A 22,224-nucleotide genomic window follows, 5' to 3' on the forward strand; every position below is an offset into this window, starting at 1 on the left:
CAACAATGAAATAAAGGAGGAATCTCACATGAATATCACTAAAGTTTTATCAGGAGCTGCACTGGGAACGATTATTTCAATCAGTTCTTTCACTTCTGCTCACGCCGCTGTCATTCAAAAGGTTGATACATCAACGAAGGTTGAGACGAAGCAACAGGCTTCCATCACAATAGCAAAGGCAAAACAGGTTGCGTTGAACAAATGCAAAGGTACTGTTCAAACGGCCCAAATGAAGAAAGTGAATGGCACATACGTATATGTTGTGAAAGTTCTCGGTGAGGACGGCAAACAGCATACGATGAACGTCAACTGCAACAGCGGCAAAGTTGTGAAACATGATGTTCAAAAGAAACAAAGCTATATCAGCAAAACAAAAGCCCAATCGATCGCTTTGAAAAACTGCAAAGGTGCGGTTCAATCTTCTGAGCTGAAGCAAGAAAACGGTGTTTACGCTTACGTCGTGAAAGTAATGGGTGAAGACGGAAGCCTTCACACGTTCCATATCAATGGAGAAAACGGCAAAGTCGCAAAACACGAGCAAAAGAAACAAGCACATCTTTCTAAAACAAAAGCGCATCAAATCGCACTCAACAAATGCAAAGGCGCAGTTCAATCTTCTGAACTGAAGAAAGAAAACGGCGCATACATCTACGTTGTCAAAGTGCTTGGCGAAGATGGAAAAACTCATAAAATTCATGTCAACTGTGACAGCGGTAAAATCGTAAAACAAGAAGTGCAAAAGAAAAACGCAGCCGTTACAAAAACAAAAGCACATCAAATTGCACTAAATAAATGTAAAGGCACAGTGAAATCTACTGATTTGAAGAAAGAAAACGGCACATTCGTTTACGTGTTTAAAATCACTGCCCAAAACCACACTGAACATACAGTGAAAGTGAACGCTGAAAACGGAAGCATTTGCAAATAAAATAACTGCTTGCCAGCAGTAAAATAACTGAAATTCAACGTATAACACCAGTCTTGTTTTAACACAAAGTTCTAAGTTCATGTCTACCTTTTTCTAAATACTCTTTTAAACTGAACGTGTGTGACCCGCGTTCAGTTCTTTTTCTAAGGAGGACCTACAAATGAATATGAAAATATGTTCTGCAGCTGCTTTAGGCGCGGTCATTTCAATCAGTTCTTTATCATCCGCACACGCGGCTGTTCTGCATAAAGAGGACACTGCTAAAGTTCAAACCCAGCAGCAGGCTTCTATTACGCTCTCTAAAGCAAAAACTGTCGTTTTAAAGAAGTGCAAAGGCGCAGTTCAATCAGCACAAATGAAGAAAGCAGATGGCGTTTATGTCTATGTCATTAAAGTGCTTGGTGAGGATGGCAAAATTCACACCTTTAACATTAACTGCAGCAGCGGAAAAATCGTCAAGCATCACGTTGAAAATAAACAAGCCGCGATCACAAAAGCAAAAGCACAAAGCATTGCGTTGAACAAGTGCATAGGCACCGTCACATCTTCTGCATTGAAGAAAGAAAATGGCACCTATGTGTACATCATCACCATCACAGGCAGCAACCACACGGTACAAACCATTAAAGTGAATGCTGAGAATGGAGGTATTTGCAGTTAACAGCCATTTGCTGCTGTTTCACGTGTAACATCCATCTTGTATTTTTCTTCATATTCGATATATCCTTTTCAACTGAACGGGCGTGACCCCCGTTCAGTTTTTTTGCATATCAAAACAGCCTGGCAAACGATGCCAGACTGTTTTGATTAACTTCCTAATTGGTCTGCGGACGACAGCTTGATGTCAACAGATTTTTCTTTTCCGCCGCGGTAAAACTTCACCTTCACCCGGTCACCGACTTTTTTCTGATAAAGCCGTTTTCGCAGGTCAACAATATCATTTACTTTGTAACCGTCAAATTCCGTGATGACATCGAGTTCCTTCAGTCCCGCTTTTCCGGCAGGTGAAAAGGCGTCTACACCCATCACAACCGCTCCATTGGTGACGTTCTTAGGAAGCTTTAATGTTTCATCCCAATGATAGCTTGCGATGTCGCTTAGGGATTTCATCTCAATGCCAAGGAACGGGCGTTTGACCTTTCCGTATCTCTCTAAATCCTCTATCACAGGGATCACGAGCTTAGACGGAATGGACAGGCCAATCCCTTCAACCGCTGACTCGGCAATTTTCATTGAATTGATGCCAATGACCTTCCCATCCATATTTAACAAAGCGCCGCCGCTGTTCCCAGGGTTAATGGCCGCATCTGTTTGCAGGACTTCTGCGTTCCAGTCAGGCTGTCCATCACCGTTTGAATCTACTGGGATCGCCCTCTCCGTACCCGAGATGACGCCTTGTGTGACAGAGCCAGCAAACTCAAGGCCTAACGGGTTCCCGATCGCAATAACCGGCTCCCCAGACTTCACTTTATCTGAATTTCCGAAATCGGCGACTGCTTTAATTTTATCGCTTTTCACCCGTAAAACGGCAAGATCCATCAGCTGGTCGCTGCCGACAAGATCAGCTGATACACGCGATCCGTCTTTCAAGCTGATTTCAATTTGGGAAGCGCCTTCGATGACATGATGGTTGGTCACGACATAAGCGGAATGGTCATTTTTCTTATAGATGACGCCAGAGCCGCTCCCAGCCTCGCCGCTCTCTCCCCGTATATCTGATTTTTGGATGTTCACAACACCGACAACGGCGGGCGACACATTGCTGACAATCTTGGTGACCGTATTGTTGACACTGACATTCACCGTCCTGATTGATTCCCGGCCGTTATTGTTCTGCTGCTGATCTAAAGCGCCCGTATCCAGCCCTTCATTTGAAAGGTACGGCATGATAAACGCCATTAATACGGCACCGACAATCACACCAATCAGGCTTGAAAGAAAATATCCTTTTTTGCTTCTCTTTGGCTGTTCAGGAGTAGTATGTTCTTCCTCACGTTCGTAATCCACCATATTCCATCCTTTCCAAGAACGTTAATATGGTTATATTGTGGGTTAGAAGCTCCTAGAATAGTCATGATTTACATAGAAAAATTATACAGCGCAAAGCGGAGTGGCCTTCTTCGGATCAGTGTCGTATAAGTCAAATGTCTCACCCGTCACAAATCCTTTAGAAGCCAATGTCTGCTGCACGGACATTCTTGCCAGCTCCTTCATGTTGTTGTCCTGGCTCAAATGCGCCAGGTAAATACGAGACGTCTCATCGCCAATGACATCCGTCATCGCCAAGGCAGCATCTTCATTTGACACGTGCCCGACGTCACTTAAAATCCGCCGCTTAATGCTCCATGGGTATCTCCCCATTTGCAGCATACCGACATCGTGATTGCTTTCAAACACAAACACATTCGCTGAACGGATAATGCCTTTCATTCGGTCGCTGACATATCCCGTATCTGTCATTAATGCGAGCTTTCGGCCGTTATAATGGAACACATAAAACATCGGTTCCGCCGCATCGTGGGAGACGCCAAACGATTCAACATCAAGTCCGCCGAACGACTTCACCGTCTCCATCGGAAATACAAACTTTTGATCGGTGTCAATTTTGCCGATTTGATTCTCCATCGCTTTCCAAGTCTTCTCATTCGCATAGATCGGAAGCTTGTACTTTCTGGCGACGACACCAAGGCCCTTAATATGGTCACTATGCTCATGCGTCACAAAAATGCCGTCTACATCATCCAGCTTACGCCCGATCTGCGCCATCAGCCCATCCATGGCTTTTCCGCTCAAACCGGCGTCCACTAAAAATGCGTGATCCTCTGTTTCGAGGTAAAACGCATTTCCCGTACTCCCGCTCGCAAGTACGCTAAATTGCAAGCTCATGTTTGTCTCACTCCATTATTTTCATTGATCTGTATCTAAAATCGTACTCTCCAAAGCATTCACAGTAAAATACTCTTGTACTGTCTTTTTCTCACCGTTCACTTTTTTCTCGTACTCGACCGTAATTCTCCATACCGGCGCCAGCACCTGCGTACTTGTCAGCGGATATTGTGCTACATAGCCGAATTTACAGCTCTTCACAGTACTGTATTCTTTTAATTGATTTTGATAGTACAATAGCTCAACCGCATCCATTTCAGTAATTAAGCTTTCTTTCTGGATTTGCTTGAAGGTCTCAAGCGTAGTCTGGTCGTACGACACAACCTCGTTTTTACCGTTTAAGTGCAATACCACTTGCCCGATCATATTAGCGGGATTATCGGTCTTTTGGTAAATATAATGGCCTTCGTACGTTTGGAAGAAAATAATTTCTTTCTTCGATTTATTAACCTTCCAAAGCTTATATTTTTCGCCATCTTGAATCTTTGAAGAAACAAGTGCCTGAGCATCGTCCTCGATATCCTTCTTTGATAGGGCTATTGGATTTGCAAACTTCATTTTCAGGCTCGTTACTTTATGATCATCACTAGGCATGTCCATCAAAGGCTTTTGATCCTTCAGCGCCTCAATTTCCTCCTTGGTGAAGGCTTTTTGATTTGCCGTGATCCGATAGCCTTCTGTCGCTTCCTTATTCAAGCCTTCATACGTGATATGATCGGCCTTCATGTCATGCTCGACATCATTTTTAATGACTTCATATTCTTTGCCGGTAGCCTGCCATTTTTGAAAAAACTGATAGCCTAAGAAAATATCTAAAATGAGGAAGGCAACGATGAAGATTGATTTTGTCTTATTCCACTCCACTGTTAGCCCCCTCCTTCCTCAATAAATCCTTTGTAATCGGCACAATTTTTCCATTTACTTTCATCGCCCAAACCGGTTCCAGTTCAACGAGAGGATCATCGTTGGTTGATGTTGATACCAATTGATAAGCAAGGAAGATCTGATCAATTTTGTCCGTATCATAAGCGGTTTGTTTAGAAAGCAGCATCTTCACTTCGCTGCCGCTCATGAGCTCTGTTTCACTTGTTTTAATTGGATTCGTTCCGAGACTGTAATTCGGCCGCTTATAGCTGAGAATATCATCATTCGCCCATTGCACCGTAATCGCCGATGTCGCTCCGAAAGGTTTGGCGGTGCTGTTAATGACCGGGATCTGATCCATAAAGATATAGAAACTCAGCTGCTGGCTGTCATTGATACTGAAAAATTGATAGTGATCCGTCCAGCTTCCGGTATCCTCAAGGTATTTTTGGCTCTTTTTGATTAACTCACCTGTTTGATAGGATGTGCTCTGCACCAAATTGCGCTGCTGGAATTGCACCTGTCGCTGGCTTAGATTCACATCTAACCGGCTGATCCCATCTGTCAGCACATTTCTGTTGTTGTAATTCGAATCTTCTCTTACAATGCTCGGATCACTAAACAAAGCCTGCTTAAAGGTATTTGTTTTAATCGATTCTGTGACAAATTCTTTTTTGTCCATCGTAAGCGGTTTGTTCGGCAGCAAGAACTCTTTCTTTGAGCCAATGGAGAACAAACTGAACGCCGGCATATTTGATTGCCTGTTTTTCAAGTCGTTCATAATGTTCCGGTAGTTTGCTGATTCAACCGTCACTTCAAGAATGAGCTGCTTGCTGTATGACACCAAATAGATTTTCTTGTTCGCTTTTGTTTCATTGAACGGGATCAGAATATGGTCAAACGAACTGTATTCAAACGACTGATTAGACCATTTAAACAGCGTTTGGAAAATATCAATCGGAATCGTATCGCTGAATTGCAAGTCAAGCTTGGCTTCAGAACCGCCTATTCCATAAAACCAGCTCTTGAATCCAGACTTGTCATACTGATCCGAAATATCTTTAATTCCTTTTACATCCCAATGCGGCAAGTCAGACCAGATTTCTTCATAGAGGGCATTGTCATCCACTTTGTAATGAGCGCCGTCATCATGGATAAACATGTCTCGCGGCCTTACCGTTTCAGACAGCTTTTGGGTGGTTTTTTCAATTTTGTGTTTCTCACGCACGGTAGACTCTGTTGAGGATGAGCCTTCAGAAAAGTTTGGCTGGAACGTCCATATCCCCCATGTAAAAACAAGACTGATGACGACGAGTACGGTAAGTAATATCGTTTTTATATTTTCACGCTTCATCCCAATCATCCTCTTGTTCCTCTTTATATGGAAGAGTAAATGTAATCGTCGTGCCTTTTCCTTCTATGCTGTCCGCCCAAATATCTCCGCCGTGCGCCTGTACCATTTCCTTGGCAATCGCCAATCCCAGACCGGTGCCGCCAAGCTTTCTCGTTCTCGCTTTATCCACCCTGTAGAAGCGGTCAAAGACTTTTTCGACATCTTTTTTCGGAATACCAATCCCTTCATCCTTCACGCTGATATAGAGAAGTTCTTCCTCTTCATTGACATCAATCGAGAACGTGACATGTCCGCCTTCCGGTGAATATTTTAAAGCGTTAGAAATAATATTATCGAGCACCTGCGTAATTTTATCCTGGTCGATCTCGACGTACAGATCTCTGTCCGGCAGATTGCGGATAAACTCCACATGCTGCTCTTTTGTCATTTCAAAACGGTCAATAATAAGTGACATAAACCGGACAATCTGAATCCATTCCCGGTTAAATTGATAATCCTTACTGTCAAATTTCGACAGCTGAAGCAGATCATTGACAAGCCGGATCATACGCTCTGTTTCATTTTGCGTCACCATTAAGAAGCGCGGAGCAATGTCTTTATTTTCCCACGCGCCTTCAGCTAACGCTTCTAAATAGCTGCGCATTGTCGTAAGCGGCGTCCGCAGCTCATGTGATACATTCGCAACGAATTCTCTGCGTTCCTGATCCATTTTCTCTTGTTCGGTTACATCGTAAATGACAGCGATTAAACCATCAATTTTGCCGTGTTCCCTTTGAATCACAGAGAAATTCACGCGAAGCACCGTTAATTCATCATCGCGCTCAATTTCAAGCAGCATAGAATCCTGCTGCTCCACTAAATCTTCAAAAGTATAATTCTCTTGAAGCCCCAGCAAACTCGTAATCGGCATTTCTAAGGCTGTTTCACGTGAAACGTTCAACAGCTCCAGCGCCGGGCTGTTTAAGAGAATAATCGCTCCGTTTCGGTTTGTGGCGATAACGCCGTCTGTCATATAAGCAATGACAGAGGCTAGCTTTCTGCGTTCTCCTTCAGTCATCGCCTGGGCATCTTCAAGCTCTCTCGTTAAGTGGTTAAACGTTGTGGCTAGCTGCCCAATTTCATCATGCCCGTACTTTTTAACCTTCCTCGAGAAATTCCCTTTCGCAAGCTCCATCGCCTGCTTTCGCATATCTGAAAGCGGGTGGGTAATGGTTCTTGCCAGAAAAATACCGAGAAGAGCCGTCAAAACAAGTGCCAAACCTGTGCCGGACGCCAGTATCGTGTTGATCGTCTTCATTTGATTAAAGACATCTTCCATACTCGCGACAACATAGATCGCGCCCACAACCTCTTGGTTTTCAGTCATGACGGGCTTCGCGGAAATAAGAACTCTGATTTTGCTTTTCGGGTCATAATATTTTCTTAAATACGACTGTTTGGTAGAAAAAATTCTTTTGAAAATCAGATCGGTCGTTTGTTTCCCTGCCACTTCCTCACCATACGGCTTTGAAGAACCGACCACTTCATAGCTTTTATCTACAAAGCTAATTTCCCGAACCTCATCACTTTTCGTGAAGTCATTCAAAATACGGCTGACGTCATCCTTTATGACGGTGCTGTCGTTATCGCTCTTATATTCTTGTTCGATATAATAAGAAAGGTTGTCGATTCGCTGATTCAGCGATTGTTCATAAGAGCTGATTAGCGACTTCTCTACCTGATTGACAAAATACACACCAATGATTTGCATGGCAATGATAATCAAAAGCACATAAATCAAGGTAATCTTAAATTGGATCGACCGAAAAAAACCAACCTTATTCATATGGGAATTAGTCCTGTTCTGGGTTTCTCAAGTAATAACCTACACCGCGGCGTGTGACGATCCAATTTGGATGGCTCGGGTTGTCCTCGATTTTTTCACGAAGCCGGCGGACTGTTACGTCAACCGTTCTGACATCGCCGAAGTAATCATAGCCCCAAACGGTTTGAAGCAAATGTTCACGGGTCATCACTTGTCCGATATGTTTTGCTAAATAATGAAGCAATTCGAACTCACGATGAGTCAATTCGATTGTTTCGTCTCGTTTTGATACAACGTACGCGTCAGGGAAGATAACGAGAGAGCCGATATGAATCTCGTTAGAGGAAGGCTCTTCCTCCGCAGGCGCTGTTGTCAGCTGGCGACGCAGGTTCGCTTTTACACGTGCCAAGAGCTCGCGTGTGCTGAATGGTTTTGTGACATAGTCATCAGCACCGATTTCAAGCCCGATAACCTTGTCAATTTCTGAATCCTTAGCCGTCAGCATAATGATTGGCATATCGTATTTCTTTCTGACTTCGCGGCATACTTCAACGCCGTCTTTATTCGGGAGCATAATATCTAAAAGTATTAAATCAGGCTGAAGCTCTTCTACCATTTCAACGGCTTCGTTTCCGTCGTGGGCACAGTGCACTTCATAGCCTTCTTTTCTTAAGTTAAATTCCAATATATCTGCAATCGGTTTTTCATCATCTACTACAAGGATCTTTTTATCCATCATTTTGATTTTCCTCCTGCCGAATGACTTCATTTCATCTATATAACATTCGTTTCATCACTTATGGCCCATGTAAAGAATGGGTCCTTGTCTATTATAACGGTTTAAGGTCAAAAGATAAAAAAAATAAAGGTTTAGAAAAAAAACACATGTTTCACCTTTATCGCCAGTTGTTTATCTAATGTCATGCTGGTCAACTTTTTTTAAAAAAGATAACTTTATTGAAACCTCCCCTCACCGGAGTGCGTCTTTATCAATGACGTCTTCTTCTTTGAACCGGCCGCAGGGCCGGTTCTCCCTTTTTCTTCTATTATAACACTCCTCATGTTTGCCTTTTTCCTAAAAGAAAAAACGCACCTACGATTGCAGATGCGTTTGGTAAGTGGCTCGGGACGGAATCGAACCGCCGACACACGGATTTTCAGTCCGTTGCTCTACCAACTGAGCTACCGAGCCAAATGTTTTATTTTTCTCTACTAAGTAAAGTAAAATGGCGGTCCGGACGGGACTCGAACCCGCGACCTCCTGCGTGACAGGCAGGCATTCTAACCAACTGAACTACCGGACCTTACAGTAATTGCCCGGAGAGCTGTCGTGTCAGCTCTCACAGACAAATAAGGAATTTAGCAATAACGCTAAAGTAAATCAATGACCCGTACGGGATTCGAACCCGTGTTACCGCCGTGAAAGGGCGGTGTCTTAACCGCTTGACCAACGGGCCTTCACGAAATGGTGAGCCATGAAGGACTCGAACCTTCGACCCTCTGATTAAAAGTCAGATGCTCTACCAACTGAGCTAATGGCTCTTAAAGATGTCGGAATTTCTATAGAGCAAACGACTTAGATCTAGTTCTTATCTCGTACTCTATTGAAGCAGTTTCCGTAACAACGAGATTTATAATATCACGAACAAATAGAAGTGGCAATAACTTTTTTGGTTTTTTTTCATATTTTTTTCTCAGACCAACTTATATGCGGCTTTCAAACAAAAACAAGCCCCTTAAATAGGGGCTTGCAGACATATTCTATTTAGTTCGCACGGTACACACTGCGAAGGACATTTGTTTGTGAGCGGTCTGGACCGACAGAGAAAATAGAAAGCGGAATGCCTGTCAGCTGAGACACACGCTCAAGATAATGGCGCGCATTTTCCGGAAGCTCGCTCAAGCTCTTCGCACCTGTAATATCCTCAGTCCAGCCTGGCATTTCTTCATATACCGGCTCACATTCAGCAAGTGCCTTAAGACTTGCTGGGAATTCTTCAATGATTTCGCCTTTGTAGCGGTATGCCACACAGATTTTCAACGTTTCAATTCCTGTTAGGACGTCAATTGAGTTCAGAGAAAGATCTGTAATTCCGCTCACACGGCGGGCGTGGCGGACAACAACGCTGTCAAACCAGCCGACACGGCGCGGGCGGCCTGTTGTTGTTCCATATTCGCGTCCGACTTCACGGATTTGATCGCCGATTTCATCTTTCAGCTCAGTCGGGAAAGGACCGTCGCCGACACGAGTCGTATATGCTTTTGATACACCGACAACGTGCTTGATTTTGGTTGGGCCGACACCAGAACCGATCGTGACACCGCCGGCAACCGGGTTAGATGACGTAACAAACGGGTATGTTCCTTGGTCGATATCGAGCATAACCCCTTGTGCGCCTTCAAATAATACACGGCGCCCTTCATCAAGAGCATCGTTTAAGACAACAGATGTATCGCAAACATATTTTTTAATCTGCTGGCCGTACTCATAATATTCGTCTAAGATATCCTCAAGTTTAAACCCTTCTGTCTCGTACATTTTCTCGAGAAGACGGTTTTTTTCTTCAAGATTGCGCTCAAGCTTTTCCGCAAACGCGTCACGGTCTAACAGATCCGCGATGCGAATTCCGATGCGGGCTGCTTTATCCATGTAAGCAGGGCCGATTCCTTTTTTCGTTGTGCCGATCTTGTTAGCCCCTTTACGCTCTTCTTCCACTTCATCCAATTTCAAATGATACGGCAGAATCACGTGAGCTCTGTTGCTGATTCTCAGGTTATCTGTACTCACGTTGCGCTCATGAAGATACGCAAGCTCTGTGACTAATGCTTTCGGATCTACAACCATTCCGTTTCCGATTACACACGTTTTATCCTTATAGAAAATTCCAGACGGGATTAAATGAAGCTTATATGTGATTCCGTCAAACTTGATTGTATGCCCTGCGTTATTTCCGCCTTGATAACGGGCGATCACTTCTGCATTTTCTGATAGGAAATCTGTAATTTTACCTTTTCCTTCATCGCCCCATTGCGTACCTACTACAACTACTGAAGACATGTCCGTGCACCTCCGTTAACCTTTCAAAACGATTCTATTCAAACAAATCAAGTTTATCAGTGAAGAAACAGAAAGTCAATTGTAAATCCGAACATTAAATTATTGTAAATCTATATTCGTTCGCTTTCATTCGTTTTATAAGCGTTTTCTCACTGCTTTGTCATAAAAAGCTTGCGAAACTTTCACCCTTTAGCATAAGAAAGAATCACTTGCCTGATATCCCTTTTGAATTCATAAAAACGACCCGCCAGCCGTCCGGGTCCTCTATCGTCACTCCCCCATTGCTCCAGTACGGGTTCTCTGATTCGACCTCTTGATAGCCCATGTGCTTTAGCTTTGAAGTGATCGCTGCCAGTTCATCTGCATTCGGCACATAAAAAACAAGAAGGCTGTCGGGATGGGGAACGGGGGCAGTGCTTCCACCTTCATACTGGGTGAATTCCAAATGATAATCGGCATGAGGAAGGCCGAACATGACACCGTCATACCCGTTATGCTGTGAAAATTCTCCTATTCGTTTCAAACACAGTCCCTCTTCGTAAAAACGAATAATCTCATCAAGCTGGCCCGTAGGACGCGCAATTCGGATTTGTGCTGCTTGAAAAGACGAAAAACGTTTTCCCATATTGTTACCATCTCCTTTTTGCACCATTTTATTAAAACGCTTTCAAATTTTCATCCGCTGAGCGAACGGTATTTCTTCCATCTTTCGAATGAAAAAAAAACCCCAAGAGCAGCTCTTGGGGCTTATGCGCCGGGCGGAACGCCTGCGTCATCAAAACGCCGTTCCAGGTTGACGAATTTGTTGTATTCTTTTACGAACGCAAGAGACACGGTTCCTACCGGGCCGTTACGCTGTTTGGCGATAATAATTTCGATAATATTTTTATTCTCGGTTTCTTTGTCATAGTAGTCATCACGATAAAGGAACGCGACAATATCCGCGTCCTGCTCGATACTTCCTGATTCCCGGATATCAGACATCATCGGACGTTTATCCTGACGCTGCTCAACACCCCTGGAAAGCTGAGAAAGGGCGATAACAGGGACTTGCAGCTCCCTGGCAATCGACTTCAGTTCACGGGAAATTTCAGATACCTCCTGCTGACGGTTGTCCTTTGAACGACCGCTTCCCTGAATCAATTGCAGGTAATCGATCAAAATCATGCCCAGCCCGCTTTCCTGCTTCAAGCGGCGGCACTTGGCACGGATTTCACTCACCCGAATACCCGGTGTATCATCGATGTAAATCCCGCTGTTCGACAGGCTTCCCATTGCCATCGTCAGCTTGCCCCAATCCTCTTCGGTCAGGTTACCTGTACGGAGATTCTGGGCATTGATGTTTCCCTCGGCACAGAGCATACGCATAACGAGCTGCTCTGCACCCATCTCAAGACTGAAAATCGCTACGCTCTCATCGGTCTTCGTCGCCACGTTTTGTGCGATGTTCAGGGCAAAGGCTGTTTTCCCTACTGACGGACGGGCAGCCACAATGATCAAGTCGTTGCGCTGGAAACCCGCAGTCATCCGGTCAAGCTCCGTAAACCCTGTTGGAATCCCCGTGATATCACCTTTTCGATTGTGAAGCTGTTCGATATTATCATAGGTCTGGACAAGGACGTCCTTAATATTTTGGAAGGCACTCGTGTTTTTGCGCTGTGCCACTTCCATAATCGTTTTTTCCGCTTCACTTAGTAAATCCTCGACCTCATCCTCACGGGTATACCCGTCTTGAGCAATCGTTGTCGCAGTTCTGATTAATCGGCGAAGAATCGATTTTTCCTCAACGATTTTCGCGTAATATTCTATGTTAGCCGCTGTCGGCACCGAGTTTGCGATATCTGTCAAATATGAAATGCCGCCTACTTCTTCCAGCAGGTCTGTGTTCGCAAGCTCTGATGTGACTGTCACCAGATCAACCGGTTCACCTCGGTCACCGAGCACCAGCATCGCATTATAGATTTTTTGGTGGGACATTCTATAGAAATCATCTGGAATCAATACTTCTGAAGCCAGTGTTAAAGCAGACGGCTGTAAAAAAATAGCGCCTAACACGGCTTGTTCGGCTTCTATATTTTGCGGAGGAAGCCGGTCATTCAGAAGGTCTGTCATGCTAAGCACCGTCCTCTCATTAAAAAATCTCCAACCTCCATTCTACCATTTCTACAGAAAAAAAATAGAAAAATTGTCTGTTTCCTGTTTTTTTCAGTTAGCAGATTGGATCGTTTCGGACAGTAACAAGGCGGGAAAAATGCAATAAAACATGAGGGAGGAATGAAAGATGATAAAGAAATATGCGATTACACCTAATGTTGATGCGGACGGCTGGTTTATTGAGGTGGAGAATGTAGCGCCGACAGCTTTGTATACGTCTAAAGACGCCGCTATTGAAAAAGCCAAACAGGTGGCTAAGGAAAACAGTCCGTCTAAGCTTGTAATTTATGACCAGTTTAAAAATGTGGAAGAAGAACACTCATTTTAATGAATGAAAGCCTTCGCTGCAGCGAGGGTTTTTTAGCGGTTATCGGTTTATTTCATCCATTGGATGCCTATGTGCATCATCAAATCTGCCGCTTTTTGATACAGATCCCACTCTCCGATCGAAGCAAATTTCCCCATCAGCTCCTGAAGCTTTAGCCTCACTGCTATATATTCTTCGAAAGTGACAGCTTTTTCAGTGTCTATTTGGTGTTCCTTCAGCATTTGTTTTAATAAAGACAACGGTGCGTGCATAAGAACCCTCCTTACCTCTTTTATAACGGTCATTTTCCGATTGCTCTATTCCTTTGTGACATCTTCTTACATTTCACATCTGATTCTTGTACAATGGACAGAAGAGAGGAGGGATCTTTTGTGAGACCTTTGCAAATTTCTGCTGAAACTGCACAAAAGCTTGCAGAGTCCTTGAATCTGCCGCTTGAACAGATCATGCATATGCCTCAGCATATTCTGCTTGCCAAAATGGCTGAACTGCAAAAAGAGGACAAATCATAGCCTTCATTCACATACTTGCTTACTTGTTTCGGGATAATATCATGTATATGTTAGAAAAGAGGAGTAACTGCTTTGCCACATCCACATAATAAAAAAATCCAATCATTTTGGCTGATCACCGGCATTATCTTTATCGCCTTTAACTTACGGCCCGCGATCACTTCAGTCGGTCCGGTCATCAGCTCTATCCGGGCAGAGCTGCACATGTCCAATGGGGCAGCCGGTTTTTTGACCGCACTGCCGCTGCTTTCGTTTGCAGTTCTTTCTCCGCTTGCACCTAAGCTTGGACAGCGCCTCGGAAATGAGCGAACTTTATGGCTAGGTCTCGTGATACTGCTGATCGGTGTTTTGACTCGTTCTACCGGCTATACTGCCGCTTTGTTTTTCGGAACGGCACTTATCGGCGTCGGGATTGCGATTGGTAACGTACTTTTGCCAAGCTTAATCAAACATAAATACCCTGAAAAGCCAGGGATCATGATCAGCCTGTATACGACATCAATGAATATATTCGCAGCTTTAGCATCGGGTGTCAGCGTTCCTTTAGCGACCCAGATGGATGGCGGATGGAAACAGGCTTTTCTCTTATGGGGCGGGCTGGCTTTACTTGCATTGCTAATCTGGATACCTCAGCTGCGCCATCGAGATACGGCAAACCAGACAATGAAGCTGCAATCCAGTTCCATTTGGGCTTCCAAAATGGCATGGTATGTCACCATCTTTATGGGCCTGCAATCGTTTTTATTTTACAGCAGCATCGCTTGGTTTCCTGAAATTCTCCGTTCACACGGGATTGATACGGCAACAGCCGGATGGATGGTATCACTCATGCAATTTGCGAGTCTGCCTTCCACTTTTCTGACACCAGTTTTAGCTGACCGTGTGAAACAGCAGCGCGGTATCGTTGCGGCGCTGGCCTCAGTTTATCTGATCGGCCTCTGCGGATTATTAGCGGGCGGAAGCCATACATTGCTTGCCATCTGGATGATCATTATCGGTATCGGGCAAGGCTCCAGCATTAGTCTGGCGCTCACTTTGATTGGTCTCCGCAGTGAAAATGCCCAACAGGCCGCTGCGCTGTCAGGCATGTCTCAGTCATTCGGCTACCTGCTGGCAGCAGTCGGGCCAATCTTTGTCGGCTATCTCTTTGACCAGACGCATTCTTGGACGATGCCGATTGTGCTTCTCATTGCTGCCCTGATCGTAATGGGAGCAGCTGGACAGGGAGCCGGACGAGATCGATACATTTTTCAGTCAGAAAAACAAAGAAATTCAGCATAAAAGCGGGGAAAATATCTCCGCTTTTTTCTTTGAATATTTATGGTTTATTCATAAGTTTTTCATATTTGTTTTTTACAATTAGACACCATAAAGAGGTGAAAAACGATGAAAACCAAACGATTCGACGCAGCCCTTATTTTTATTTTGCTGGGAGCAGCTTTTTTGAATACGTATCACATTTGGCAGGATGATACAGCGAACCAGTACTATTTGGCGGCTGTAAAAAGCATGACGCAAAGCTTCCATAATTTCTTTTATGCGTCATTTGACCCTTCTGGATTTGTGACAGTAGATAAGCCTCCTGTCGTGTTATGGATTCAAACGATTTTCGCACTGATTTTCGGTGTTCACACGTGGAGTGTCATCATTCCCCAGGCTCTTGCCGGAGTTGGGTCTGTATTCCTTCTCTACAGAATGATTAAGCCGACTTTTGGAATTGGAGCGGCCCGCATTGCCGCACTTGTCATGGCACTGACCCCTATCGCAGTAGCTGTCAGCCGGACAAACAATATCGACAGCATGCTTGTTTTTACCTTATTGCTCGGTTCAGCTTGTCTGCTTAGGGCAGTAAAACAAGGTAAGCTGGTTTGGCTGCTGACAGCATTTGCCCTGATTGGGCTCGCCTTTAATATGAAGATGATGCAAGCGTTTATGGTATTGCCTGCATTTGTGTTATTCTACCTGATTGCATCTCGGGTTTCTCTGAAGAAAAAAATCGGGTCCCTGCTTCTGTCTCTTGTCCTTCTGACAGGCCTTTCACTCTCATGGGCGATTGCAGTGGATTCAGCCTCTTCCTCAAGCCGGCCTTATGTAGGAAGCAGCCAGACCAACTCAGTGCTAGAACTGGCCTTTGGCTACAACGGCACAGAGCGTCTGCTTGGGCAAACTACGGGCCTGGCAAAGGGTGATATGAATGCTGCTGGCGGAGGGAAGATGCAGAATCAAGACAACATGCAAGCGCCAAATGGCAACGGTTCATCTTTTTCTCAGAACGGAAATCAATCATTCGGAAACCATTCACAGGCGCCTCAGCCGCCTAACGGACAAACCGGCGCTCTCAATGGAGGCGGAGGCACACCTCCCACAGGTGGCAACGGTCCTGGAAATGGAGGGCCTGGCGGTGGAGGCGGAAAAAGCGTGAATATGTTCGGCACCGGTGATCCTGGACCGCTCCGTCTCTTCCAATCAGCACTTTCCGGCCAAATCAGCTGGATGCTTCCATTCTCATTGATCGGATTACTGGGCGCAATCGTCAGCTGGTACCGTGATCGCCGCGGACATGCTGCTGAAATGAAAGAAACGCTATTCTGGGCGGCTTGGCTTGTTCCCGTGGCTGGTTTCTTCAGCATCGCAGGATTCTTCCACCAGTATTATTTGATTATGCTGGCACCGCCGATTGCCGCCCTTTCTGGTATCGGATGGTATACGATGCACCGCTTATACAAAAATAATCAAGACTGGTCCAGCTATCTTCTGCCGGCAGCCGTTCTGATCACAGCCGTGTTCCAGGTGTATATTCTGAGCGCTTATACAAGCCAAATCGGCAGTGTATGGATGTATGTCCTGGGGCTCTTAGGACTGGGCATCACCCTTGCACTTCTGATGCTTAAACGCAGCCATCCGTTCAGTAAGCAGCTGACCATCATCAGCTTGTGCGTTCTGCTTCTCACACCTGTTTACTGGTCAGCAACGCCGCTTCTATACGGTGGCAACAGCGTCCTTCCTGAATCCGGCCCGCAGCTCAAAGGCTCAGCAAACGGCGGGAACATGTTCTCTTCAGAGGTCGACAGCGGGCTCCTGTCCTATCTGAGAAAACACAATACCGGCGAAGAATATTTATTTGCTACTCTGACAACCGTAACAGCTGCGCCATACATCATTTACGAAAATGAATCTGTTATGGCAATGGGCGGATTTAACGGCACGGATCCCATTCTGACTGTGTCGGAACTGAAAAAACTGATCAAAGAAGGCAAAGTGAAATACTTCCTTCTGGCAGAAAACAACTCAGGTAACAGCGAACTTGTTTCCTGGATTAAGAAAAACGGAAAAGAAATAACATCTGACGAGTACAGCCGTTCCTCCAGCAGCACGAACAGCGTGCAGGGAATGCGAGGAGGACCTGGCGGAGAAAGCCAGCAAACTCTTTATCTCGTGGAATAAAAAAAAGAGGCTTGGATGAATCCAAGCCTCTTTTCTATTAAGCTTCTTCTTTTACATGTACCTTTAACACAGCCTGCACTTCAGGATGCAGCTTCACAGGCACGTTTGTATATCCTAATGCACGAATGCCGTCCGGCAGTTCAAGCTTCCGCTTATCTACTTTAATGTTATGGTCTTTTTGGAGCTGTTCAGTGATTTGCTTGCTTGTCACTGAACCAAATAAACGGCCGCCCTCACCTGATTTTGCGCTAAGCTCAACAGTCAGTTTTTCTAATGTCTCTTTCAAGCTCTTAGCCTGCTCAAGCTCGGCAATGGCTTCTTTTTTCTCTTTCTGCTTTTGTCCGTTTAGCGCGCTGATGTTTGACGCGTTCGCTTCAACCGCGAGGCCTTTTTTAATTAGAAAGTTATGCGCATAACCGTCTGCTACGTTTTTAACTTCGCCTTTTTTTCCTTTTCCTTTTACATCTTGTAAGAAAATAACCTTCATCTCTGTACGCCTCCCTCAAAATACTCATCTATGGCGTGCTTCAGCCGTTCCAGCGCTTCAGAAACTGAAATGCCGGACAACTGAGTCGCCGCATTTGTTAAATGCCCTCCGCCTTCCAGGGCCTCCATGATGATCTGAACATTTACCTCGCCAAGCGACCGCGCACTGATACAAACCGTTTGTTCATCCCGTCTCGCCACCGCAAATGAAGCCTCAACCTCACTCATCGACAGCAGCGAATCGGCAGCCTGCGCAATCAGGACTTGATCGAAGTATTCCTCTTCATTTTCAGGAAGAGAAGCAATCGCTATGTTATCTTTATAGAGGACCGTATGCTGGATCAGCTTCGCCCGTTTAATATAGGAATCAACGGTTTCTTTCAGGAACTTCTGCACCAGCACCGTGTCGGCGCCTTTTGCCCTTAAATAAGAAGCCGCATCGAAAGTCCGCGAGCCCGTGCGGAGAGAAAAGCTCTTTGTATCCACTATTATACCAGCTAATAGGGCTGTTGCTTCAATCATATTGATTTTTAAACGCTTCGGCTGATATTCAAGCAGCTCTGTCACCAATTCCGCTGTGGAAGAAGCGTATGGTTCCATATAAACAAGCAGCGGATCTCTGATAAACTCCTCACCTCTTCGGTGATGGTCGATGACCACGATATGTTCAATTTTATTGACCAGCCGTTCCTCCATGACGAGTGACGGCTTATGTGTATCAACGATCACAAGCAGTGTGTCATCATTGGAAATTTCCATTGCTTCTTCAGGCGTAATAAATCTTGACCACAGTTCTTCATATTTTTTGATTTCCCCAATCAAACGCTGCACACTTGATCCGATTTGGTTTGGGTCAATCACGATAAAACCATCTTTGTTATTTGCCTGAGCCACCTTTAAAATCCCGATCGCTGCGCCGATAGAATCCATGTCGGGGAATTTATGCCCCATGATAATCACATTGCTGCTTTCGGTGACGATTTCCTTTAAGGCGTGAGAAATCACGCGGGCCCGCACCCTTGTTCGTTTCTCCATTGGGTTTGTTTTACCGCCGTAAAACTTCACCTTGCCGTTTGGCAGCTTAATGGCTACCTGGTCTCCGCCGCGTCCCAGTGCTAAGTCCAAGCTGGATTGCGCCAAATCGCCAAGTTCTTTCAAGGAAGAGACTGAAGCCCCGACACCGACGCTTAACGTCAGCGCTACACCGTCAAACGAGGTTTTTTCCCGCACTTCATCAAGAATCGAAAACTTCGAATTTTCGAGTTCAGTTAAGATGTGTTCATTAAGTACAGCGATAAAGCGTTCTGAAGACGTCCTTTTCAAGAAGATCCCGTACTCCTGCGCCCAAGCGTTCAGCAAAGATGTCACCTGGCTGTTCATCGTGCTTCTCGTCTGGTCATCCAATCCTTGTGTCACATCATCATAGTTATCAAGGAAAATATATGCCAGGACGGTTCTTTCGTTTTCATATAGCTTTTCAATCTGAATTTGTTCTGTTACATCAAAGAAATATAACAGACGCTCATCCCGTTTGATGACAACCCTAAACTTGCGGTCATTCAATGTAACCGTTTCCGATTCCACCTCTTGTTTGATAAGCGGCACTACCGATTCACAAGTATCGTAAAGTGATCTCCCCACTAAAGTGCTTTCATTAAAGCAAGAGGAAAGAAACGGATTTGCCCATTCTATATAATATTGGTCATTAAAAAGCATGATTCCAATCGGCATTTCCATCAATGCCTCTTCACCGACTTTTTTCAACCTGTAGGACAACGTAGAAATATAAGCATCAATCTCTTGTCGAATAAGAGAATCAGCACGCTTAATAAAAAACAAAATAACTGCCAGCAGCAGCACTTCGACGGTTCCTAATATCCAGTTAAAATAAAAGCTGATGAGGATTGTAATAATTGACAGAGCAATCAATGCATAGATGGGATACCGAAACAGCGGTTTTTCATAAAAGCTTGGCATTTCTATCACTCCCCACCATGTGAGTAAAACTCATGTTCACTTCACCTTATTCCTTATATGAAAGCCCATATCTAAAACGCCTAAAATGCGAATGGCTGCCATGAAGACCGGATGCACAAATCCAAGTATGACAGCAATCACAGCCGCAGCCTTTGGATATTGTTTCTTATGGCAATAGAAAAAGATAAATGATAAACCTTGGATGAAAATCAGAAACCCGAGTATAAACTCCCCATTTAAAGCGATAGAGTACAGCATTTGGCCTTTTTCTAAAGGCAAAAATGAAAGCATGACAATAATCAAATACAGTACTACAACACTTTGCGGAAACTTCAACTCTCTAAAAGGCTTTAGATTAGGAATATCGGGGGAGAATCGCCTTAAGAGCGGCTTAGCGATAAGGTAACTGAGGAAAGAAAAAATAACTCCTACCATCACAATAGCTGTTGGAAAAAGATATTGAACGATACCCAATTGTTCTTCCATCAGTTTTAATTGCTTCTCAAACTGTCCAGCATTGCCCGACTGCTTCGCTACAGTTTCTACCATATCAAGAGATTGCCGGTATTGTGTCATCGCCTCATCAATGATATTGATACCCAAAAACTGAATGCTTATCACAAAATAGAAGACAATACTAAGCATATAAATAAGAGCGCCCGAAATAATGGCGTGCCCGGGCTCTTTCCTTTTGAAAAAATGTCCCATGGCAATGCCGGCGCAAGCTGACATAAAAGCTACAATAAGCCCGTTAAAGGACCCGACAATAAAAACAACCGGAAGACTGACAGCGCCCATCCATATCCCTAGCTTCAATCCATGTCTGATCGTATACAAGATCATTGGCAGCGGCAGTGCAAATAACAGAATTGTTCCAATCACAGGAACATAAACGACCAGAAGCGTGATGATCGCAAACAGACTGATTAAAATAGCACCTTCCATTAAAGCTCTCGTTTGTTTCACTTAGTCACCTCGTATCATCCTGAACATACGAATAGAAAAGAGCAGCATAAACGACTGCTCTTTTTCATCGCTGCAACATACGTTACACCGAATGTTTTTATATCATCTCTAAATTTTACTTTTATATTTTAACATAAGTCCAAATCGCAAGTAAAATAACGCTAATGTTTCATGTGAAACATGAAAAATGAAAAGACATTCTTTGAAAAGAATGCCCATCACAATTAATGTTTATCATCCATAAAGCCAGAAGATTCCTTGTTTTTCTTTTTCGTTTTTCTGACATACATAAAAATTAAGATCACCAGTAAAAGGGTTGTTGCTTGCAGAACGCCGCTGCTAAACAAGAAAAAGTTCTTTATCATGTCCCACATTGTGTTTCACCTCTTTGTGCATGTTCTCAACCCGTATCCTATATAAGGTGAATTTCCCTTTTTAAAAACTTCAAAACATCATGAACAACATTGAGCATTGGGCATATGCTGATATGGAATCTGATCGATAAAGGAGAATTTTCACATGGATGAACGCAGAACATTGGCTTGGCATGAAACATTAGAAATGCACGAGCTGGTTGCTTTTCAATCAAACGGACTCATTAAACTGAAGAAAATGATAAGAGAAGTAAAAGACCCTCAGCTCAGACAGCTTTATAACGTGTCTATTCAGAGCGTTGAGCAAAATTTGAGAGAGCTTCTTCCGTTCTTTCCACAGGCTCCGCACAGAGAAGATGAGGAAGAAGAACGCGCAGATAACCCATTTTACAGCGGTGACCTGCTCGGTTTTGCTAAAACATCTGTCCGCAGCTATGCCATCGCAATTACAGAAACAGCAACACCTCAATTAAGAAACGTACTGGTCAAACAGCTGAATGCTGCCATCCAGCTGCACGCCCAAGTTTATCGATACATGTATCAGCATGGATATTATCCGTCTTACAACCTTTCTGAACTGTTGAAAAACGATGTCAGAAACGCCAACAGAGCCATTTCAATGAAATAAAACAAGCAGCAAAGGAGTTTTCCCTTTGCTGCTATTTCTGCTGATCCTTCAGTAAGCCGTTCGAACGATAAGATTCCAGCACGTCTCTGTTGGATTCTCCCCATTCTTTCATTTGCAAAACAATCGGTTCAAGCGTTCGCCCGAATTCCGTCAGAGAGTACTCAACCTTGGGCGGCACCTGTTGATAAACCTCACGATGCACGATGCCGTCCGCTTCCAGCTCCCTCAGCTGAAGAGTAAGCATTCTTTGAGTAATACTCGGGCAGATTCGCCGAAACTCATTAAATCGTTTCTTGCCATCTATCATGTGATAAAAAAGAATTCCTTTCCACTTTCCGCCAATGACATCTAGAGTAAATTCAACTGGACAGCCTTCTTTGTTCGGGTATATATTCTTTTTTCCACTCATTCTTGACCCTCCAATAGTACCTTTTTTGATACTACATTACATTTTGCAACTA

Annotated in this window: 22 protein-coding genes, 4 tRNA genes and 1 pseudogene; 7 read left to right on the forward strand and 20 right to left on the reverse strand. The window is 44.3% G+C overall.

The window, feature by feature from the left end; translation table 11 throughout:
* Positions 1-28: 28 nt before the first annotated feature.
* Both MHI44_RS11130 and MHI44_RS11135 read left to right on the forward strand, forming a co-directional pair.
* Entirely contained in the window at positions 29-928 is a 900-nt protein-coding gene (locus MHI44_RS11130; RefSeq protein ID WP_339201946.1) for a PepSY domain-containing protein, read from the forward strand.
* A 160-nt stretch (positions 929-1,088) separates the two neighbouring features.
* Positions 1,089-1,589: a PepSY domain-containing protein gene (locus tag MHI44_RS11135; RefSeq protein WP_339201948.1), complete on the forward strand. Its 501-nt coding sequence runs from the start codon at positions 1,089-1,091 to the stop codon at positions 1,587-1,589.
* Here the strand turns inward: MHI44_RS11135 and MHI44_RS11140 are convergent.
* From MHI44_RS11140 to dnaB, 14 genes and pseudogenes are all read right to left on the reverse strand, one after another.
* Positions 1,586-1,715, reverse strand: a pseudogene (locus MHI44_RS11140) (hypothetical protein). The gene MHI44_RS11135 and the pseudogene MHI44_RS11140 overlap by 4 nt on opposite strands.
* A gap of 20 nt (positions 1,716-1,735) precedes the next feature.
* The gene (htrC, locus tag MHI44_RS11145) at positions 1,736-2,938 is read right to left on the reverse strand and encodes a serine protease HtrC (RefSeq protein ID WP_015250812.1); all 1,203 of its coding nucleotides are present in this window, start codon (positions 2,936-2,938) and stop codon (positions 1,736-1,738) included.
* Positions 2,939-3,019: 81 nt separating this feature from the next.
* Complete coding sequence (locus MHI44_RS11150) at positions 3,020-3,814, reverse strand: MBL fold metallo-hydrolase (protein ID WP_003226939.1); 795 nt, start codon at positions 3,812-3,814, stop codon at positions 3,020-3,022.
* Positions 3,815-3,835: 21 nt separating this feature from the next.
* On the reverse strand, positions 3,836-4,678 hold the full coding sequence (walI, locus tag MHI44_RS11155; RefSeq protein ID WP_029318542.1) for a WalRK two-component regulatory system regulator WalI: 843 nt from the start codon (positions 4,676-4,678) through the stop codon (positions 3,836-3,838).
* Positions 4,665-6,032 carry a WalRK two-component regulatory system regulator WalH gene (gene walH / locus MHI44_RS11160; protein WP_069323080.1) on the reverse strand — a complete coding sequence of 456 codons (1,368 nt, stop codon included), beginning with the start codon at positions 6,030-6,032 and terminating at the stop codon, positions 4,665-4,667. The genes walI and walH overlap by 14 nt, the downstream gene beginning before the upstream one ends.
* Positions 6,022-7,857 carry a cell wall metabolism sensor histidine kinase WalK gene (gene walK, locus MHI44_RS11165; RefSeq protein ID WP_009968432.1) on the reverse strand — a complete coding sequence of 612 codons (1,836 nt, stop codon included), beginning with the start codon at positions 7,855-7,857 and terminating at the stop codon, positions 6,022-6,024. The genes walH and walK overlap by 11 nt, the downstream gene beginning before the upstream one ends.
* A gap of 7 nt (positions 7,858-7,864) precedes the next feature.
* Entirely contained in the window at positions 7,865-8,572 is a 708-nt protein-coding gene (gene walR / locus MHI44_RS11170) for a cell wall metabolism DNA-binding response regulator WalR (protein WP_003244363.1), read from the reverse strand.
* Between the two features lie 383 nt (positions 8,573-8,955).
* Positions 8,956-9,028, reverse strand: a tRNA-Phe gene (locus tag MHI44_RS11175).
* Between the two features lie 35 nt (positions 9,029-9,063).
* Positions 9,064-9,140 (reverse strand) — tRNA-Asp (locus tag MHI44_RS11180).
* Between the two features lie 81 nt (positions 9,141-9,221).
* Positions 9,222-9,293, reverse strand: a tRNA-Glu gene (locus tag MHI44_RS11185).
* A gap of 9 nt (positions 9,294-9,302) precedes the next feature.
* Positions 9,303-9,378: transfer RNA gene (locus tag MHI44_RS11190), tRNA-Lys, on the reverse strand.
* Positions 9,379-9,601: 223 nt separating this feature from the next.
* Positions 9,602-10,894 carry an adenylosuccinate synthase gene (gene purA / locus MHI44_RS11195; protein WP_003226929.1) on the reverse strand — a complete coding sequence of 431 codons (1,293 nt, stop codon included), beginning with the start codon at positions 10,892-10,894 and terminating at the stop codon, positions 9,602-9,604.
* Positions 10,895-11,099: 205 nt separating this feature from the next.
* Positions 11,100-11,519 (reverse strand): VOC family protein, encoded by a 420-nt coding sequence (locus MHI44_RS11200; protein WP_029726112.1) that lies wholly within the window; start codon positions 11,517-11,519, stop codon positions 11,100-11,102.
* A 122-nt stretch (positions 11,520-11,641) separates the two neighbouring features.
* Positions 11,642-13,006, reverse strand: a complete 1,365-nt coding sequence (gene dnaB / locus MHI44_RS11205; RefSeq protein WP_003226923.1) for a replicative DNA helicase — start codon at positions 13,004-13,006, stop codon at positions 11,642-11,644.
* Between the two features lie 169 nt (positions 13,007-13,175).
* On the opposite strand from dnaB, the gene MHI44_RS11210 reads away from it, so the two are divergent.
* On the forward strand, positions 13,176-13,376 hold the full coding sequence (locus MHI44_RS11210; RefSeq protein WP_003226922.1) for a DUF2188 domain-containing protein: 201 nt from the start codon (positions 13,176-13,178) through the stop codon (positions 13,374-13,376).
* A gap of 47 nt (positions 13,377-13,423) precedes the next feature.
* On the opposite strand, the gene MHI44_RS11215 is transcribed toward MHI44_RS11210, so the two are convergent.
* Complete coding sequence (locus MHI44_RS11215; RefSeq protein WP_015250806.1) at positions 13,424-13,627, reverse strand: hypothetical protein; 204 nt, start codon at positions 13,625-13,627, stop codon at positions 13,424-13,426.
* 120 nt (positions 13,628-13,747) lie between these two features.
* On the opposite strand from MHI44_RS11215, the gene MHI44_RS11220 reads away from it, so the two are divergent.
* The 3 genes from MHI44_RS11220 (at position 13,748) to MHI44_RS11230 (ending at position 17,332) form a co-directional block, all read left to right on the forward strand.
* Positions 13,748-13,888, forward strand: coding sequence for a YycC family protein (locus MHI44_RS11220; protein ID WP_003242786.1), 141 nt, complete (start codon positions 13,748-13,750; stop codon positions 13,886-13,888).
* 72 nt (positions 13,889-13,960) lie between these two features.
* Positions 13,961-15,169 (forward strand): CynX/NimT family MFS transporter, encoded by a 1,209-nt coding sequence (locus MHI44_RS11225; protein WP_024572082.1) that lies wholly within the window; start codon positions 13,961-13,963, stop codon positions 15,167-15,169.
* Between the two features lie 105 nt (positions 15,170-15,274).
* Positions 15,275-17,332, forward strand: coding sequence for a glycosyltransferase family 39 protein (locus MHI44_RS11230; RefSeq protein ID WP_339201951.1), 2,058 nt, complete (start codon positions 15,275-15,277; stop codon positions 17,330-17,332).
* Between the two features lie 37 nt (positions 17,333-17,369).
* Here the strand turns inward: MHI44_RS11230 and rplI are convergent, their stop codons facing one another.
* The 4 genes from rplI to MHI44_RS11250 form a co-directional block, all read right to left on the reverse strand.
* Positions 17,370-17,819, reverse strand: a complete 450-nt coding sequence (gene rplI / locus MHI44_RS11235; RefSeq protein WP_003226915.1) for a 50S ribosomal protein L9 — start codon at positions 17,817-17,819, stop codon at positions 17,370-17,372.
* Positions 17,816-19,795 carry a cyclic-di-AMP phosphodiesterase GdpP gene (gene gdpP, locus MHI44_RS11240; RefSeq protein WP_003242517.1) on the reverse strand — a complete coding sequence of 660 codons (1,980 nt, stop codon included), beginning with the start codon at positions 19,793-19,795 and terminating at the stop codon, positions 17,816-17,818. The genes rplI and gdpP overlap by 4 nt, the downstream gene beginning before the upstream one ends.
* A gap of 36 nt (positions 19,796-19,831) precedes the next feature.
* Positions 19,832-20,761, reverse strand: coding sequence for a YybS family protein (locus MHI44_RS11245; RefSeq protein ID WP_003226911.1), 930 nt, complete (start codon positions 20,759-20,761; stop codon positions 19,832-19,834).
* A gap of 224 nt (positions 20,762-20,985) precedes the next feature.
* Complete coding sequence (locus MHI44_RS11250) at positions 20,986-21,135, reverse strand: hypothetical protein (RefSeq protein WP_003226909.1); 150 nt, start codon at positions 21,133-21,135, stop codon at positions 20,986-20,988.
* A 145-nt stretch (positions 21,136-21,280) separates the two neighbouring features.
* Here MHI44_RS11250 and cotF point away from each other — a divergent pair, with 145 nt between their 5' ends.
* Positions 21,281-21,763, forward strand: a complete 483-nt coding sequence (cotF, locus tag MHI44_RS11255; protein ID WP_003226906.1) for a spore coat protein CotF — start codon at positions 21,281-21,283, stop codon at positions 21,761-21,763.
* A 31-nt stretch (positions 21,764-21,794) separates the two neighbouring features.
* Here the strand turns inward: cotF and hypR are convergent, their stop codons facing one another.
* Positions 21,795-22,172 carry a transcriptional regulator HypR gene (gene hypR, locus MHI44_RS11260; protein WP_014478546.1) on the reverse strand — a complete coding sequence of 126 codons (378 nt, stop codon included), beginning with the start codon at positions 22,170-22,172 and terminating at the stop codon, positions 21,795-21,797.
* Between the last annotated feature and the right edge of the window lie 52 nt (positions 22,173-22,224).

It is taken from the genome of Bacillus sp. FSL K6-1366 (assembly GCF_037976695.1).
Taxonomy (GTDB): Bacteria; Bacillota; Bacilli; order Bacillales; family Bacillaceae; genus Bacillus; species Bacillus subtilis.

Excerpts from the sequence above, each read along its gene's own strand:
- MHI44_RS11130 (WP_339201946.1), top strand. The coding sequence starts at position 29 with ATGAATATCACTAAAGTTTTATCAGGAGCTGCACTGGGAACGATTATT.
- MHI44_RS11135 (WP_339201948.1), top strand. The coding sequence starts at position 1,089 with ATGAATATGAAAATATGTTCTGCAGCTGCTTTAGGCGCGGTCATTTCA.
- htrC (WP_015250812.1), bottom strand. The coding sequence starts at position 2,938 with ATGGTGGATTACGAACGTGAGGAAGAACATACTACTCCTGAACAGCCA.
- MHI44_RS11150 (WP_003226939.1), bottom strand. The coding sequence starts at position 3,814 with ATGAGCTTGCAATTTAGCGTACTTGCGAGCGGGAGTACGGGAAATGCG.
- walH (WP_069323080.1), bottom strand. The coding sequence starts at position 6,032 with ATGAAGCGTGAAAATATAAAAACGATATTACTTACCGTACTCGTCGTC.
- walK (WP_009968432.1), bottom strand. The coding sequence starts at position 7,857 with ATGAATAAGGTTGGTTTTTTTCGGTCGATCCAATTTAAGATTACCTTG.
- walR (WP_003244363.1), bottom strand. The coding sequence starts at position 8,572 with ATGGATAAAAAGATCCTTGTAGTAGATGATGAAAAACCGATTGCAGAT.
- purA (WP_003226929.1), bottom strand. The coding sequence starts at position 10,894 with ATGTCTTCAGTAGTTGTAGTAGGTACGCAATGGGGCGATGAAGGAAAA.
- MHI44_RS11200 (WP_029726112.1), bottom strand. The coding sequence starts at position 11,519 with ATGGGAAAACGTTTTTCGTCTTTTCAAGCAGCACAAATCCGAATTGCG.
- dnaB (WP_003226923.1), bottom strand. The coding sequence starts at position 13,006 with ATGACAGACCTTCTGAATGACCGGCTTCCTCCGCAAAATATAGAAGCC.
- MHI44_RS11210 (WP_003226922.1), top strand. The coding sequence starts at position 13,176 with ATGATAAAGAAATATGCGATTACACCTAATGTTGATGCGGACGGCTGG.
- MHI44_RS11215 (WP_015250806.1), bottom strand. The coding sequence starts at position 13,627 with ATGCACGCACCGTTGTCTTTATTAAAACAAATGCTGAAGGAACACCAA.
- MHI44_RS11230 (WP_339201951.1), top strand. The coding sequence starts at position 15,275 with ATGAAAACCAAACGATTCGACGCAGCCCTTATTTTTATTTTGCTGGGA.
- rplI (WP_003226915.1), bottom strand. The coding sequence starts at position 17,819 with ATGAAGGTTATTTTCTTACAAGATGTAAAAGGAAAAGGAAAAAAAGGC.
- gdpP (WP_003242517.1), bottom strand. The coding sequence starts at position 19,795 with ATGCCAAGCTTTTATGAAAAACCGCTGTTTCGGTATCCCATCTATGCA.
- MHI44_RS11250 (WP_003226909.1), bottom strand. The coding sequence starts at position 21,135 with ATGTGGGACATGATAAAGAACTTTTTCTTGTTTAGCAGCGGCGTTCTG.
- cotF (WP_003226906.1), top strand. The coding sequence starts at position 21,281 with ATGGATGAACGCAGAACATTGGCTTGGCATGAAACATTAGAAATGCAC.
- hypR (WP_014478546.1), bottom strand. The coding sequence starts at position 22,172 with ATGAGTGGAAAAAAGAATATATACCCGAACAAAGAAGGCTGTCCAGTT.